Annotated in this window: 15 protein-coding genes; 10 read left to right on the forward strand and 5 right to left on the reverse strand. The window is 54.2% G+C overall.

Features of this window, described 5'->3' with window-relative positions:
• Positions 1–176: 176 nt before the first annotated feature.
• The 3 genes from C8275_RS05010 to C8275_RS05020 all read left to right on the forward strand — a co-directional run bounded on the left by C8275_RS05010 (position 177) and on the right by C8275_RS05020 (position 1,622).
• The gene (locus C8275_RS05010) at positions 177–464 is read left to right on the forward strand and encodes a LysO family transporter (RefSeq protein ID WP_022384694.1); all 288 of its coding nucleotides are present in this window, start codon (positions 177–179) and stop codon (positions 462–464) included.
• Positions 454–1,074 (forward strand): lysine exporter LysO family protein, encoded by a 621-nt coding sequence (locus C8275_RS05015; RefSeq protein ID WP_106484337.1) that lies wholly within the window; start codon positions 454–456, stop codon positions 1,072–1,074. Before C8275_RS05010 ends, C8275_RS05015 begins: the two co-directional genes overlap by 11 nt.
• Positions 1,075–1,169: 95 nt before the next feature.
• Positions 1,170–1,622, forward strand: a complete 453-nt coding sequence (locus tag C8275_RS05020; RefSeq protein ID WP_157948174.1) for a hypothetical protein — start codon at positions 1,170–1,172, stop codon at positions 1,620–1,622.
• 40 nt (positions 1,623–1,662) lie between these two features.
• Here C8275_RS05020 and C8275_RS05025 read toward each other — a convergent pair whose 3' ends face one another.
• Positions 1,663–2,451 (reverse strand): DUF5672 family protein, encoded by a 789-nt coding sequence (locus C8275_RS05025; protein ID WP_106484339.1) that lies wholly within the window; start codon positions 2,449–2,451, stop codon positions 1,663–1,665.
• 343 nt (positions 2,452–2,794) lie between these two features.
• On the opposite strand from C8275_RS05025, the gene tsaB reads away from it, so the two are divergent.
• The 7 genes from tsaB to rseP all read left to right on the forward strand — a co-directional run bounded on the left by tsaB (position 2,795) and on the right by rseP (position 9,609).
• Positions 2,795–3,484 carry a tRNA (adenosine(37)-N6)-threonylcarbamoyltransferase complex dimerization subunit type 1 TsaB gene (tsaB, locus tag C8275_RS05030; RefSeq protein WP_022384690.1) on the forward strand — a complete coding sequence of 230 codons (690 nt, stop codon included), beginning with the start codon at positions 2,795–2,797 and terminating at the stop codon, positions 3,482–3,484.
• A 69-nt stretch (positions 3,485–3,553) separates the two neighbouring features.
• Complete coding sequence (locus tag C8275_RS05035; protein ID WP_106484340.1) at positions 3,554–4,192, forward strand: DUF4290 domain-containing protein; 639 nt, start codon at positions 3,554–3,556, stop codon at positions 4,190–4,192.
• A 49-nt stretch (positions 4,193–4,241) separates the two neighbouring features.
• Complete coding sequence (gene murA / locus C8275_RS05040; protein ID WP_106484341.1) at positions 4,242–5,546, forward strand: UDP-N-acetylglucosamine 1-carboxyvinyltransferase; 1,305 nt, start codon at positions 4,242–4,244, stop codon at positions 5,544–5,546.
• Positions 5,547–5,558: 12 nt separating this feature from the next.
• Positions 5,559–6,107, forward strand: a complete 549-nt coding sequence (gene rimM / locus C8275_RS05045) for a ribosome maturation factor RimM (protein WP_106484342.1) — start codon at positions 5,559–5,561, stop codon at positions 6,105–6,107.
• Positions 6,108–6,131: 24 nt separating this feature from the next.
• Complete coding sequence (locus C8275_RS05050; RefSeq protein ID WP_106484343.1) at positions 6,132–6,980, forward strand: M23 family metallopeptidase; 849 nt, start codon at positions 6,132–6,134, stop codon at positions 6,978–6,980.
• A gap of 33 nt (positions 6,981–7,013) precedes the next feature.
• Positions 7,014–8,186 carry a 1-deoxy-D-xylulose-5-phosphate reductoisomerase gene (locus tag C8275_RS05055; protein ID WP_106484344.1) on the forward strand — a complete coding sequence of 391 codons (1,173 nt, stop codon included), beginning with the start codon at positions 7,014–7,016 and terminating at the stop codon, positions 8,184–8,186.
• A 61-nt stretch (positions 8,187–8,247) separates the two neighbouring features.
• Positions 8,248–9,609 carry an RIP metalloprotease RseP gene (gene rseP, locus C8275_RS05060; protein WP_106484345.1) on the forward strand — a complete coding sequence of 454 codons (1,362 nt, stop codon included), beginning with the start codon at positions 8,248–8,250 and terminating at the stop codon, positions 9,607–9,609.
• Between the two features lie 781 nt (positions 9,610–10,390).
• Here rseP and C8275_RS05065 read toward each other — a convergent pair.
• From C8275_RS05065 to C8275_RS05080, 4 genes are all read right to left on the reverse strand, one after another.
• Positions 10,391–11,485, reverse strand: a complete 1,095-nt coding sequence (locus C8275_RS05065) for a 6-bladed beta-propeller (RefSeq protein WP_106484346.1) — start codon at positions 11,483–11,485, stop codon at positions 10,391–10,393.
• A 146-nt stretch (positions 11,486–11,631) separates the two neighbouring features.
• Positions 11,632–12,555 (reverse strand): signal peptidase I, encoded by a 924-nt coding sequence (gene lepB / locus C8275_RS05070; RefSeq protein WP_106484347.1) that lies wholly within the window; start codon positions 12,553–12,555, stop codon positions 11,632–11,634.
• A complete protein-coding gene (locus tag C8275_RS05075) occupies positions 12,527–14,467 on the reverse strand; it encodes a discoidin domain-containing protein (RefSeq protein WP_157948175.1) in 1,941 nt (646 codons plus the stop codon). Before C8275_RS05075 ends, lepB begins: the two co-directional genes overlap by 29 nt.
• 20 nt (positions 14,468–14,487) lie before the next feature.
• Positions 14,488–14,721 carry a hypothetical protein gene (locus tag C8275_RS05080; RefSeq protein WP_106484349.1) on the reverse strand — a complete coding sequence of 78 codons (234 nt, stop codon included), beginning with the start codon at positions 14,719–14,721 and terminating at the stop codon, positions 14,488–14,490.
• Positions 14,722–14,794: the final 73 nt, after the last annotated feature.

Genomic DNA, 14,794 nt, shown 5'->3' on the forward strand with positions numbered 1-14,794 from the left:
AAAGTAGAATATGAAAATCATCTGGTCTGTACGGTCCTTTAATTTTACGAACATACCGTAATGGGTTGGTATTGTGAGTGATTTGTTTTTGTATTGTATAGGTGAAAAATAAGAAGTTGTGTCGTGCCCGGTCTGTGTTGGCTGGGGGTGCGGCAAAATAGAAAAGAAGAATTTCCATGTTTACTTTTATTTTGATGATGTTGCTCGGTGTCCTGATAGGATATTCGTTGCGCAACCGTTCGAAGATTCGTAAAGTCAATTCCTTGATTCATGGGGTGGTCTGGCTGATGCTGGGACTGCTGGGATGTTCCATCGGACAAAATCGTCTGATTGTCGACCATCTGAGTTATTTCTGCGGACAGGCGGCAGTCATTTCGTTGCTCAGCGTTCTGGGAAGCCTGTTGGGTTCGGTGTTGGTGTATCACCTGTTTTTCAATAAGAAAGGAGCAAGCCATGAGAAGTAGTCTGATTACGTTGCTGTTTTTTCTGCTGGGTGGGGTTGTCGGAGCCTGTGCCTCGGTGAGTGTCGACACCCATCGTGCGTCGGTCTATGTGCTCTATCTGCTGATGCTTCTGCTGGGCATCAGTCTGGGTTGCAGCCGCGACCCGAAACAGATTGTCGCTTCGTTGCGTCCGGATGCCTTGCTGTTGCCGTTGGCCACGGTTGGTGGTACGCTGCTGTTTTCGGCGATGGGCGGATTCCTGTTGAGTCGGTGGACGGCGTTCGACTGCATGGCGGTCGGCAGCGGTTTTGCCTACTATTCCGTGTCATCCATCCTGATTACCGAGATCAAGTCGGCTTCCTTGGGTGTTCAGGTCGCTACCGAACTGGGCACCATCGCCCTGCTCTCAAACATCTTCCGTGAGATGGCAGCCCTGCTCTGTGCTCCGCTGTTCCGCCGCTACTTCGGCTACCTGGCTCCGATTTCCGCCGCAGGCATCGGTTCGGCAGATATCTCGTTGCCCGCCATAGCCCGCTATTCCGGTCCGGATGCCATTCCGTTGGCCATCATTCACGGACTGCTCATCGAAATCAGCATGCCGTTCTTCGTCTCCCTGTTCTGCCGGTTGTGATTTGCTCCCTTTATTTTTTTGGTATTATGCTGGGGAAACATTATGTTTGCGCTGCATAATTTTACCCTGAATCGGTCATTCTACCAACTGACCCCATGAAAAGAAAATACATTTTGCTCATTGTTGCCGTTCTCCTTGTGGCACTTGTCCTGTGCCGTCGGCAGATTAGTTCCTTCTTTGCCCAACAAGGCATTGACTGGGCGGGACGTGTGATTGACAGCCGGGAGATGGTGACGTTCCGCAGCGACTGGGTAGACTCCCTGTATGCGAAGAAACGTTATGCCTATTTCCTGTTCACGAAGGGAGAGGGGAGGGGTGCTGATGACATCGTGCGTTCCCTTCCGCAGGACTCCGTGCTGGCTGTCAAGCCCGTCGGACTCCCGGCGTGTTCTCCGGACGAGCCTTTTGATACCCTGTCGTTGCCGGTTTCGGTTCTGGAACTGATGGTCAGGAAGGACGACCCGGCAGCTCTGTTCCGCGTCCTTTCCGTGGAACAGGATTCTGTCGGTGCCTTTTATCGGCTGAAGAGACTTCCTGTCCGGGAATGACCGTTCGGTCCGATGTCTCACGGATAACTATTTCCAACTGTCAGTAGCCCAGCTCCTGGATGCACGGGATGAAAGGCTTCCAGAAGGGAAGGCGGCTCTTGTGCATGAACCCGTGGCAACCCATGGGGAGGCGGCGTCCGTTAAGCTCGTGACAGACCTGGGGCTTCAGGTCGTAGGCAAACTGGAGGGCTGTCTCGACCGTCGGATAACGGAACTCACGGGGAACGAGCGCCCAGAAGATGTCTTCGTTGTGGAGGTCATCCTGACGGGCGTTGAAGGCGGCGATTTCGTCGGCGTAGGTACTGCATGCCTGACGGAAGGCAGCCACACGACGCAGGCAGAGACCGCCGTTGCCGATGCGCCCGAACATGCGGGAACGCGGAAGGTCCCGTCGGCTGAAAAAGTCCTTCAGGGCAAGCCACTGACGGAACGGGAAACGGCGGTAACGCGGACGCAACGGCCAGGGAGCAGCCACTAGGTCATAGCCCTTCAGGCACCAGGCGGCAAGTTCGTCGCGGAACAGCCAGGCATCGAGGTGGCAGATGAAGATGTACTCGGTGTCGGCAAACAGGTCGTAGAACGAGCGCGACAGCATCATCTCGTTGTAGCCCGCAATGCCGCGTCGGGTGCCCAGCCAGTCGGGGCTGACCCGCATGACTTCAACCGACGGATAGACGGTGCTGAGCGGACGGATGTCCAGTCCTTCGGGAATCAGGAAGAGGATGGGGTAGGCCGACAGGAGGCGAAGGGTGTTGTCGAGCGAGGCGCGCTCCCAGTCTTTCAACGTGGTGCGGTAGATGGGGATAATGACTTTTACGAGGTTGTCCATAGGGGCATGTTTGATTGGCTAATCGTGAAATGTGAATCCGGTCGCAAAAGTAACGATTCGCAGGTAAATCCTCGCTACAATCTGTCAATTTTTATCGCCTGTGTTGTATCCTGACGCCTCCCGTGTTTCCTATTTTTCACTAAAAACAGCCAATCCGCTTCCGTTTTATGTGGCACTTATAAGCGAAAAGTTTACCTTTGCACCTAATTATTAAAGGAATTCAACTTTCGCATGTTCAAGTTGTAGTCGACAGGGAGCTTCCTTGTCTCATCTCCATTGAATCTCCCTCCGTTGACTGGAAGTTGGGCGTATGCGGAACTTACGCTAAAGAAGAAACTGAATTATGTCGTGTATATTGCATATTGAGACCTCAACGCAGGTGTGCTCGGTGGCGTTGAGCGAAGACGGACAATGCATCTTTTCAAAGACTGATTTCGAGGGACCCTCCCATGCCGTGACGCTGGGCGTATATGTGGACGAGGCACTGTCGTTTGCCGACAGCCATGCCATCCCTCTCGACGCCGTGGCGGTGAGCTGTGGTCCCGGTTCGTATACGGGTCTGCGCATCGGTGTTTCGATGGCAAAGGGCATCTGCTACGGACGCAACCTTCCGCTTATTGGCATCCCGACGCCGGAAGTGATGTGTGTCCCCTTGCTGCTGGATGAAGAGCTGCCCGAGGATGCGTTGCTCTGCCCGATGATTGATGCCCGACGGATGGAGGTCTATGCAGCCCTCTACGACCGTGCCCTGCATCCCGTGCGCGAGATTGAGGCGGTCATCATCGACGAGTCGTCCTACGAGGACTACCTCAACCGCGGTCCGGTCTATTTCTTCGGCAACGGTGCTGCCAAGTGCAAGGAGAAAATCCTGCATCCCAATGCGCGCTTTGTCGAGGACATCCATCCGCTTGCCAAGTGGATGTTCCCCCTTGCCGAGAAGGCATTTGCCCGCGGAGACTTCAAGGACGTCGCCTATTTCGAACCGTTCTACCTGAAGGAGTTTGTGGCTTCCAAACCGAAGAAGCTGCTGTGAGACGGGCATTCCCGTGAAACCGATAGGCCTGTCTCCCCCGTTTCCCTCTTTTTTTTCAACCAACGAATTATGAATCAAGAATACAATTATAACACCCAACGTAAGAAAATGGCGCTTCCGGAGTACGGACGGAGCGTGCAGAACATGGTCGACCATGCGTTGACCATCGAAGACCGTGCAGAACGTCAACGCTGTGCCAACACCATCGTCAACATCATGGGAGGCATGTTCCCCCAACTGCGCGAAGTCCCCGACTTCAAGCACAAGCTGTGGGACCACCTCGCCATCATGTCGGACTTCAAGCTGGACATCGACTACCCCTATGAGATTGTCCGTCCGGACTACCTGAACGTGAAGCCTGACCGCATCCCCTATTCCAGCGGCAAAATCCGCTACCGGCATTACGGGCGTGCCATCGAGCTGCTCATCCAGAAAGCCGTGGAGATGCCTGAAGGCGAAGAGCGCGACCAGCTCATTGCCCTGACGGCAAGCCACATGAAGAAGGACTACATCACTTGGAACAAGGACACGGTGGAAGACCAGAAAATCTATGACGACATCTACGAGATGTCCGGAGGAGCCATCCGTCTGAGCGACGAGAACTTCCACCTGGGCATCACCGCACCGCAGCAGCACCAACAGCCGCAGCGGCAGTTCCAGCAGCAGCGCAAACGCTATTCGAACAATAACCAGAAACGCAAATATTGAAACGTGGAGACGTCCCCCCGTCTCTCGTCAACCTTAAAAACTAACCACTATGGCAGCATTTGTGATAGAAGGCGGACATCGCCTCAAGGGCGACATCTATCCGCAGGGAGCCAAGAACGAAGTACTCCAGATTCTTTGTGCCACGTTGTTGACACGCGAAAAAGTGACCATTCATAACGTGCCCGACATCCTCGATGTGAACAACCTCATCCAGTTGCTGCGCGACATGGGGGTGAAGGTGACGCGCGAAGGGGTCAGCTCCTACAGCTTCATCGCCGACGATGTGGACCTGGAGTTCGCCTCCGGAGAAGTGTTCCTGAAGAAGTGTGCCAAGCTGCGCGGCTCGGTGATGCTCATCGGGGCGATGCTGGGACGTTGCGGACAGGCCGTTTATGCCAAACCCGGTGGCGACCAGATCGGACGACGTCGGCTCGACACCCACTTCATCGGCATCCAACGTCTGGGAGCGGAATTCCACTACGACGAGGAACTGAAGGCATACGTCATCAAGGCAGAACACCTGAAGGGGACGTACATGCTGCTCGACGAGGCGTCCGTCACCGGAACGGCAAACATCATCATGACTGCCGTGAAGGCGGAAGGGACCACCGTCATCTACAACGCTGCCTGCGAGCCGTACATACAACAGCTCTGCCGCATGCTCAACCGCATGGGCGCACGCATCAGCGGAATCGCCTCCAACCTCCTCACCATCGAAGGGGTGGAGGAGCTGCACGGATGCGAGCACACCGTCCTGCCTGACATGATCGAGGTGGGAAGCTTCATCGGCATGGCTGCCATGACACAGAGCGAAATCACCATCAAGAACGTCTCCTACGAGAACCTGGGCATCATCCCCGAGAGCTTCCGTCGGCTGGGCATCACGCTCGAACAGTGGGGCGACGACATCTTCGTCCCCGAGCAGAAATACTACGCCGTGGAGTCGTTCATGGACGGTTCCATCCTCACACTCGCCGATGCGCCCTGGCCCGGACTGACGCCCGACCTGCTGAGCGTGATGCTCGTGGTGGCGACACAGGCACGGGGCAGCGTGCTCATCCATCAGAAGATGTTCGAGAGCCGCCTCTTCTTCGTCGACAAGCTCATCGACATGGGAGCGCAAATCATCCTGTGCGACCCGCACCGCGCCGTGGTCATCGGGCACGACCGCAAGTTCCGCCTGAGAGGAGGGAACATGGCATCGCCCGACATCCGTGCCGGTATCGCCCTGCTCATTGCCGCCATGAGTGCCGACGGCATCAGCCGCATCAGCAACGTGGAGCAGATTGACCGTGGCTATCAGGACATCGAACGGCGGTTGAACGCACTGGGGGCGGGCATCACACGAATCTGAACAAACTGACTCATGATAAAGAAAGAAGACGTATATAAAATAGGTGTGCTCAACAAGCCGCACGGCGTCAAGGGGGAGGTCGCATTCACCTTCACCGACGATGTGTTCGACCGCGTGGACTGCGACTACCTGATTTGCCTCATGGACGGCATCCTCGTGCCGTTCTTCATCGAGGAGTACCGCTTCAAGTCCGACAGCGTGGCGCTGGTCAAGTTTGAGGACATCGACACGGCGGAACAGGCGCGGCGCTTCACCAACGTGGAAGTCTATTTCCCCCTCCACCTTGCCACCGAGGCGGACTGCGACGAGCTGTCATGGGCCTACTTCGTCGGTTTCGAGGTGGCGGACGTGCATCACGGCGACCTGGGCCCCGTCACCCACGTGGACGAGTCGACCATCAACACCCTGTTCGTCATCAATCACGACGGACGCGAGCTGCTCGTCCCCGCACGGGAAGAGTTCATCCGCGAACTGGACCACGAGCACCGGAAGATGCTGCTGCAGCTGCCTGACGGACTGCTCCATCTCGACAGCGTCCCCGCAGCGGAACAGGAAGAGTAACCATTCATCACGGAGCATCCACCCATGAAGAGAAAGCGGTTTTGGCATAACATCAAGTTCAAGTACAAGCTGACCATCGTCAACGAGAGCACCCTCGAGGAGGTTGTCGGGCTGCACGTGTCGAAGCTCAACGGACTGTCCGTGCTGCTGGCGGTCTGCGTGGTGCTGTTCGTCATCGTCGCCCTCATCGTCTCGTTCACGCCCCTGCGCAACTACCTGCCGGGTTACATGAACAGCGAGGTGCGCAAGCAGATTGTCGACAATGCCCTGCTCGCCGACTCGCTCCACCGACTGCTCGACCGCCAGAACCTCTACATCATGAACATCCAGGACATTATCCGCGGCGAGGTGAAGCCCGACTCCGTCCGCTCCATCGACTCGCTCACCGTGCAACGCTCCGAGGCACTGATGGAACGTACGCAGAACGAAGAGCGCTTCCGCAAGGAATTCGAGGAGCAGGAGAAGTACAACCTTGCCGCCGTCAAGGGGCGCACCGGGGTGGCGGACGCCATCTTCTACCGTCCCGTGCGCGGCATGCTGACCCATGACTTCAATCCCGACGACCGCCACTTCGGCGTGGACATCGCTGCCGGAGCCGACGAGAGCATCCTCGCCACGCTCGACGGGACAGTCATCTTCAGCGGCTATACAGCGGACGCCGGACACGTCATCGCCCTGCAACACGGCAGCAACCTCGTCTCGGTCTACAAGCACTGCGGCTCCCTGCTCAAGGAGCTCGGCGACAAGGTCGCGGCAGGCGAAGTCATCGCCCTCGTGGGACGCCCCGACGGCACCACCGGCGGACCGCACCTCCACTTCGAGCTGTGGCACCGCGGACAGGTGCTCAACCCCGCCCAATTCATCGTCTTCTAAATCCTCACATCCATGAATAAAGCAACCGAACCAATGAAAAAACAAATAGCCATCCTGGGCTCGACAGGCTCCATCGGCACGCAGGCGCTGCAAGTCATCGCCGAGCACTCCGACCTCTATGAAGCCTACGCACTGACGGCGCACAACCAGGTGGACCTGCTCATCGAGCAAGCCCGACGTTTCATGCCCGAAGCCGTCGTGATAGCCAATCCCGACAAGTATGCCCGGCTGAAAGACGCCCTCGCCGACCTCCCCATCAAGGTCTATGCCGGCGAAGACGCCCTCTGCCAGATTGTGGAGTCCGCACCCATCGACATCGTGCTCACCGCCATGGTGGGTTACGCCGGACTGCGCCCCACGATGAACGCTATCCGTGCCGGGAAAGCCATCGCGCTGGCAAACAAGGAGACGCTCGTCGTGGCGGGCGACCTCATCACCCGCCTCGTGGACGAATACCACGTCCCCATCCTGCCGGTGGACTCCGAGCACTCCGCCGTGTTCCAATGCCTGGAGCCGGGCAATCCCCTGGAGAAGGTCATCCTCACCGCATCGGGCGGACCCTTCCGCACACTCACTGCCGAACAGCTTGCCACCGTCACCCGGGAGCAGGCGCTCAAGCACCCCAACTGGCACATGGGAGCGAAGATAACCATCGACTCCGCCTCGATGATGAACAAGGGCTTCGAGGTCATGGAGGCACGCTGGCTCTTCGGCGTACGTCCCGAGCAAATCGAGGTCGTCGTCCATCCGCAGTCCATCATTCACTCCATGGTGCAGTTCGCCGACGGGGCAGTGAAGGCACAACTCGGCATGCCCGACATGCGCGTGCCCATCCAGTTCGCCTTCTCCTATCCCAGGCGGCTCCCGCTGTCGGTCGAGCGCATCGACTTCACCCGCTTCCATGAGCTGACCTTTGAGCAACCCGACACACGCCGCTTCCGCAACCTGGCACTCGCCTACGATGCCCTCCACCGCGGAGGCAACATGCCCTGCATCGTCAATGCCGCCAACGAGGTCGTCGTCGAGGCATTCCTCCACGACCGCATCTCCTTCCTCGGCATGAGCGACGTCATCGCCCGCACGATGGAGCGCGTCTCCTTCGTCGGCAGACCCACGTACGACGACTATGTGGCGACCGACGCCGAGGCACGCCGCGTGGCGGAAGAGCTGGTGACATCCGGAGGCACACCGACACTGAACCCGTAAAATTCACCGGACGCACGGAACGTACGTCCCCCTATAAATCCTAAAAAACAAACGAACACAAATGGAAACATTCTTAATCCGCGCCCTGCAACTCATGATGTCGCTCTCCCTGCTCGTCATCATCCACGAAGGAGGGCACTATCTCTTCGCCCGCCTGTTCAAGATACGGGTGGAGAAGTTCTATCTGTTCTTCGACGCCTGGTTTGCCCTCTTCCGCTACAAACCCAAGAACAGCCACACCGAGTACGGCATCGGCTGGCTGCCCCTGGGCGGATACGTGAAGATTGCCGGCATGATTGACGAGTCGATGGACAAGGAACAGATGGCAAAGCCGCCCCAACCCTGGGAGTTCCGCTCGAAACCCGCCTGGCAACGCCTGCTGGTGATGATTGGCGGCGTGCTGTTCAACTTCCTCCTCGCCCTGTTCATCTACTCGATGATTCTCTTCACCTGGGGCGACAGCTACTATTCGCTCCCTGAGATGGACCGCGGCATGAAGTTCAACGAACGTGCACAGAGCATCGGCTTCCGCGACGGAGACATCCTCCTGCGTGCCGACGACAAACCCTTCGAACGCTACGGCATGGACATGCTGCGCGACATTGTCGACGCCAAGGTTGTCACCGTCCGCCGCGACGGACGCGAGGAACAGGTCTACATCCCCGACGACCTCAGCCTGCTGACCGTCGGCAAGGAACAACCCATCTTCGTCGACATGCTCATCCCCGCCAAGGTCGATTCCGTCCTTCCCGGAAGCCCTGCCGGACGGGCAGGCGTGCAGCGTGGCGACAGCCTGATTGCCCTCAACGGCAAGCCGCTCAACTCCTGGAACGCCTTTCAGGAGGGACTCTCCTCGCTGCGCGACAAGGCAGCCATGAAACCCGACGCACGTGCTGAATACGCCGACGTCTCGCTTGCCGTCGTCCGTGCATCGGGCGTCACCGACACCCTGCACATGCAGCTTGACTCCACCTTCGTGGCAGGCGTCGTGGCAGCCCCGCTGACCGACTACTACAAGCCGCACGTGGTCGAATACAGCTTCCTGTCCTCGTTCCCCGCCGGCATCACCCACGGGGTGAACGTCCTCAAGGGTTACGTGAACGACATGAAGTACGTCTTCAGCAAGGAGGGCGCCGCCAGCCTGGGCGGTTTCGGCACCATCGGAAGCATCTTCCCCACGGAGTGGAACTGGCCCCGTTTCTGGGAGATGACCGCCTTCCTGAGCATCATCCTTGCCTTCATGAACATCCTGCCCATCCCCGCGCTCGACGGCGGGCACGTGCTCTTCCTCATCTACGAGATTGTCGCCCGCCGCAAGCCCAGCGACAAGTTCATGGAGCGTGCACAGGTGACAGGCATGGCGATTCTGTTCCTGCTCCTCATCTGGGCGAACTTCAACGACATCCTGCGCTTCCTCTTCTAGCGCATCCTGCGTCCCTGTGACCGTGACACCGCGCAATCTTCCTTCACGAGGTTGGTTGCGCGGTGTTTCTGTGTCCGTGCGTCCGTCTTTCTTTTTCAGCGGAAGCGCCGCCTGTCGTCATCCCCTTCCTCTCGTTTCTTTCCTTTTCCGCGTAAGGCGCGTCAGTCGGCATGCCTTCCTTCTCCTTCCTCCGCCTTGCGGATACGTCGTATCCAGCTCCAAAAGGATTTGTTTGGCGGAAGATACGGCATATCCAGCTCCAAAGTGAATTATTTGGCGGAAGATACGGCATATCCAGCATCAAAATGAATTATTTGTTAAAGGAAACGTCGTATCCAGCGTCAAAGTAAATCATTTGTTAAAGGATACGACGTATCTAGCGTCAAAGTAAACTATTTGTTAAAGGATACGACGTATCTAGCGTCAAAGTGAATCGTTTGTTAAAGGATACGTCGTATCCAGGACCAAAAGGAATTGCGGGACGAAAGAAACGGCATTTCCAGGAGCGGAGAGGGGAGAAGGCGGGGGATGTCGGCAGGCGGGGCGTCCGCTGAACCCCGGAGAAGGGTGTGAAAAAGGAAACGCGGACGAAAGGGTTGTGGAGGTCCCTTTCGTCCGCGTGTCTTATGCTGTTCTGCAGCTCCTTGCGCCCCTTGTCAGCGGAAGCGGGAGGGCGAAGGACGGTGCGGCGCAAAGCATCAGCCCGACCCCAATGAAGAGTTTGTTCATGATTTTATAGTGTTTAGGTTTTCCGGACGGGCGATGTGTCCGTCCCTGCAATTTAGTTTATCGGTTTCATCCTGAATTTAATCAGCAGGGGGTTGTCAGCGGACGGGATGGAACGCGCCACTGCCTGCTTCAGGGGTGAATCATCCTCCACGTATTCGGGATAGAACAGGGCGTAGAAGGCATCGCCCTCCACCTGCAGGATGTTCAGCCGGGCTTTGGGGTCGGTGTCCCCCTTCAGTATCTTGCCGGACGCCTTGTCGATATAGATGTCATAGTAAGCCGTCTTCGGGCTGAGGGCTGATACGTAGATGCCCGTCCGGCTTTCCAACACGGAGAAGAGGGTCTTGAAATAAGGCTCCTTTTCCAACTTCCGGATGTCTGCTGCGCTTTGCGGCAGGAGGTCTTCGGGAATAGCCTTGTCGCCGAAGTCGATGTAGAAGCGTTTCTCCCCGTCAACCGTTGAGACGCCGAACTCCCCGTAATCCGGGCAGACCAGGTAGTTCCCTTCGTAATCCGCGAAGAACTTCTTCCCGCCCAGTTGGTAGTTTCTGCGGGGTTTGAGTCCGGTCATTTCCTTCCCGTCGTATTTGTAGAGCGTGTGGTCTCCCATGTCGGTCCACAGGAAGAAGGTGCTGTCGGAGGGATTGATGCAGGAGGCGAACAGGACGTTCCGTGGCGGGTTGTCCACTTGCAGGTTCAGCGGACGTGCCTGTCGGAAGGTGCCGTCGGCGAGGCTGTAGGACAAGAGCTTGTAGCCGTCGTTGATGAGGATGTCTTTCCCGTCGGCTGACGTACAGAAGCTGCGTATGTCGAGGTATTCGCCGGGCCCGTTCCCCTGGTTGTGGATGGAGTAGAGGTAGTTTCCTTTCCGGTCGAAGACAAAGAGCAGGTGCTGCTTGTAGTCGTGCACGAGAATCCTGTCGTCGGTCACCTGACAACCTTGTATCAGGCTGATCATCGAGCTGTCGGAGAATTCAAACGGAACGATTTCTTCCACTTCGATGTGTGAATACCAGTCAAAGGTTTCCCCGTCTTCGTACGCGATGGTGTATGTCGTCGGATAGTCTTCGTGGGAGACGGTCTTCCGGGTGCAGGCTGTCAGCAGCAGCCCGGTGACTGTGAGCAGGGTGAGGAGGATTGATTTCATGGTGTGTGATGAGTGGTGTGAGGGGTTAATTATGTGGTCTATGACACGTCCCGTTCATGTCAGAAGGGAACGGGATGTGCTGCAAATATAGCAAACAGCCGATAAGGTGTATCGTTGTGTGGATGGAAAAGAGTCTATCTGTATGTTTATTCAATCCGTTTCCACACTCTGTCCCAATTCATGTCTCCAGTAAAACGGTTCTTCGATTGCCAGATGCGTACAGCTTTTCCGGCGATGTAGCTTTCCGGCAGCAAGCCCCAGTAGCGGCTGTCAACGGAATCAAATACATTGTCGCCTGCCATGAAGTAGTAATTCTCTTGAAAATGATAGGCAACCAGTTTCTTCTCGTTCAGATAGGCTCCATCCTCATGCCAAATTAATTTTTGACCTGTTTCCCACTCGATTAAAGTGCGATAAAGCAGGAAATGCTGTCGACTGATGGTGATGTAGTCTCCCTTCCGCGGGATATAAAACGGACCGAAGTTTATGGTAGTCCACCCAATCTCCTTTTGTTTTGGATAGGCATTGATAGATACACCTTTTATACGTTTCTCTCCGGTTGTGAATACCTGATGGAGGCTATCGTGCAAGTGGCAAACGGCGGATGGAAATACAGTTAGTGGATGCCCGTTTATTTGATAATAGCCTTCGTCGATGGATAGGCTATCCCCCGGCAGACCGACACAGCGTTTTACATAATAGCTTAGTATGTCAAATCCGATACTGTCTCTTGTTTGCGGATAGGGGTAGTTGAAGATGGTGATATCGCCTGCTTTCAGTTGATTCCGTCCCCATACGCGATAGATTTTGAAAGGTTTGTGCTCAATGGATGCCTGTAGATTGAAGATGCGTGCTCCTAAATAAGTCTTATCTGCCAAAATATAGTCTCCCGGAAACAGTGTGGGTTTCATGGAACTTGACGGAATGTTGTAGCTTGCAAACAAGAATACGATTGTGAAAACCCATCCTCCGACCAACCAGAGTCCTACAGAAACAGTCCGGTCGAGTAATCGTAAGGTATGTTGGATCCATTTTCTCATGTCAGTACCAGATTTGTTCATTGTCTTCATACAGGAAGATACGTTCTTCTTTTCCTCTCGTATGGTCCCTCAATATCAGCAAGGCATTATCGGGAACATTATTAAAAGTCAAGCTCATGATAGTGGCCCGTTGTTTCCCTAAAGATACCCATCCGTTTAAATCCCAATAATAGAGTTCGTATTCGTCTCCTACACGGATGTTGTTGTCATCTCCTCTGGCAAGATAGCCAACCTTATTTATCCTGACCGGTTTGCCAAAGTCCATACCGATCCAGCCACCCGACTGGAGATTTGATATGTAATAGGTGAACGGGTCATCGTCAAACGCCGCTTCACGGCTATATCGTACATCATCTTTTTGACGTTGTCCCGTCCCGATGATGTCACCTGTCATTTTGTTCCCTTGATTATCAAAAAAAGCAAGTTCTGCAAGGTAGCAATAGCAAGGATTGGGACAAAAGTATCTCCAGTAGCGATAGCCGATAGAATCATTGGTATCCACATAGCCTGCTACTGTAAATTTGTCGAAACGGTGGAGAGTGACAGCATCACTGAAATCGGCATGGTTTGCTGCTTGTATCAGACTTCCTGTTATACACCTTCCTGTGTTAAATGCTTTAGTGGTCAGGGGAAACTTTCGATGCAGTGTCATGCTTCGGGTATGCTGTTTATCAGGTTTCAGATACTTGATTTTTTCCTGTTGTGTAAGTAGGAATGGATAGTTTGCAGGCTGTAGTCCTTTTTCGGTATAATAGGCAGGCAGGTAAACAGCGCCACGTTCCATGTCTTTGAAGCAGGCTTGTTCATCTTCTGTCCGGGCATAGCAGACAGGTACCCAGTTGTAGTTTCCGTAGACTGCCAGATAGGCGTATTTTTCGTGGTTCTGTCGTAATTCGGGCAATGGCTTTACGGTGACATTTACCGGACGGACATACTCAGCTGTCACATCCTTCATGAAAATAGTCCTGAGTGTCGATGGCACATGCACAGCTTCCGTATTCAACCGTATCAGACCTTTATCAGGCGCATACGTGCGACGGTAGACTTTGCCTTTACATTCTCCAGGTCTCATGAAGCCTAAGACCTTTCCTTCACACCCTTCCAAGTATCCCGGGCGTTGTGTGTCGGTCAGTAAAGTGACCCATGAATGGTTATTGGTCTTGGTTGCCCATTGTAGAATAAAATCATTGACAGCAGGAATACCTTTACTTCGTAGGATACCGACTGTGACTAATGAATAGATATCACATTCTCCGGAAGGGATTTTAGTCCAAAAAGGAACTCGGAATAGTGAATGACTGCGCATGGCATCTCCCAGATGACCACGGTGTAGCCTGTCCAAACTATCATTGATGGCACCGGCTGCCCAATAAGCGGAATGCCGATACACTCTGTTGTATACAAAGTCTTCATAGGCCCCTTCTGCTATAGGGCGCAGGGTGTCCCGCCAATTGTCCAATGCTTGATAATCGATGCATTTATAAGGCAACAAGTATTCGCAAAATTCTTCAAAAGAGATTTGTTGGGCATATACCCCATGCTGCCAGTCATCAAATGCCCTGTCTATGTTATGTATCAAGTAGTCAGCAGTGATGATTTTTACGTCTTGCTCTTTTTTAATGATGCCGGGAGGATATTTCCGATACAGTTCTTCCAGCATTCTGACTTTGGTTGCCGGAAGACTGTCGGAAAGTAAGATAGGTTTGGCTTCCTGATAATAGCACTCAATCTCTTGACCGACATACGATACATGTCCGGGCATATTGCAGATGAGGAACTTGGCTGCTTTCAGCTTTAGGGAATCGTTGGCGTAATGCTTCAGCACCTTTTCCAATTCCGTGCGATTCTCTTCGGCTGCTTGTAAAGCAAATTCAAGTTGCTGTTCGGTCTCCGATTTACAAGCAATTATAAAGAGCAATAGGATAAAAAAACAGTGTTTCATGAGTGGATGAGGATATTGGTTTAGTTAGCTTGCGCACTCGTAATCCATAGCAACGTGGTATTTTCTTTCTGCAATCGTGGAAGCTTAAGCATATTTTTCTTCTGCGATTTTCCTGAATGGTAAATATCGTTTTTCTCATCGTTCGTATCCTTTATATGCTTTACTATCGGAGCTTCCACAGCCATGTGAGTAAGTTTATTGCCCACATGGTTGAGTAGCTCCTCAGACACTTGTTTTATTCTCTTTGCAATCATGTTCCAATTGGTGAACCTTAGATTGTAGTTTATAATAGTTCGTTAAAAATTTACCGAAGTATTGCTAAATAAA

This window comes from Bacteroides sp. Marseille-P3684 (genome assembly GCF_900291465.1).
GTDB lineage: Bacteria > Bacteroidota > Bacteroidia > Bacteroidales > Bacteroidaceae > Phocaeicola_A.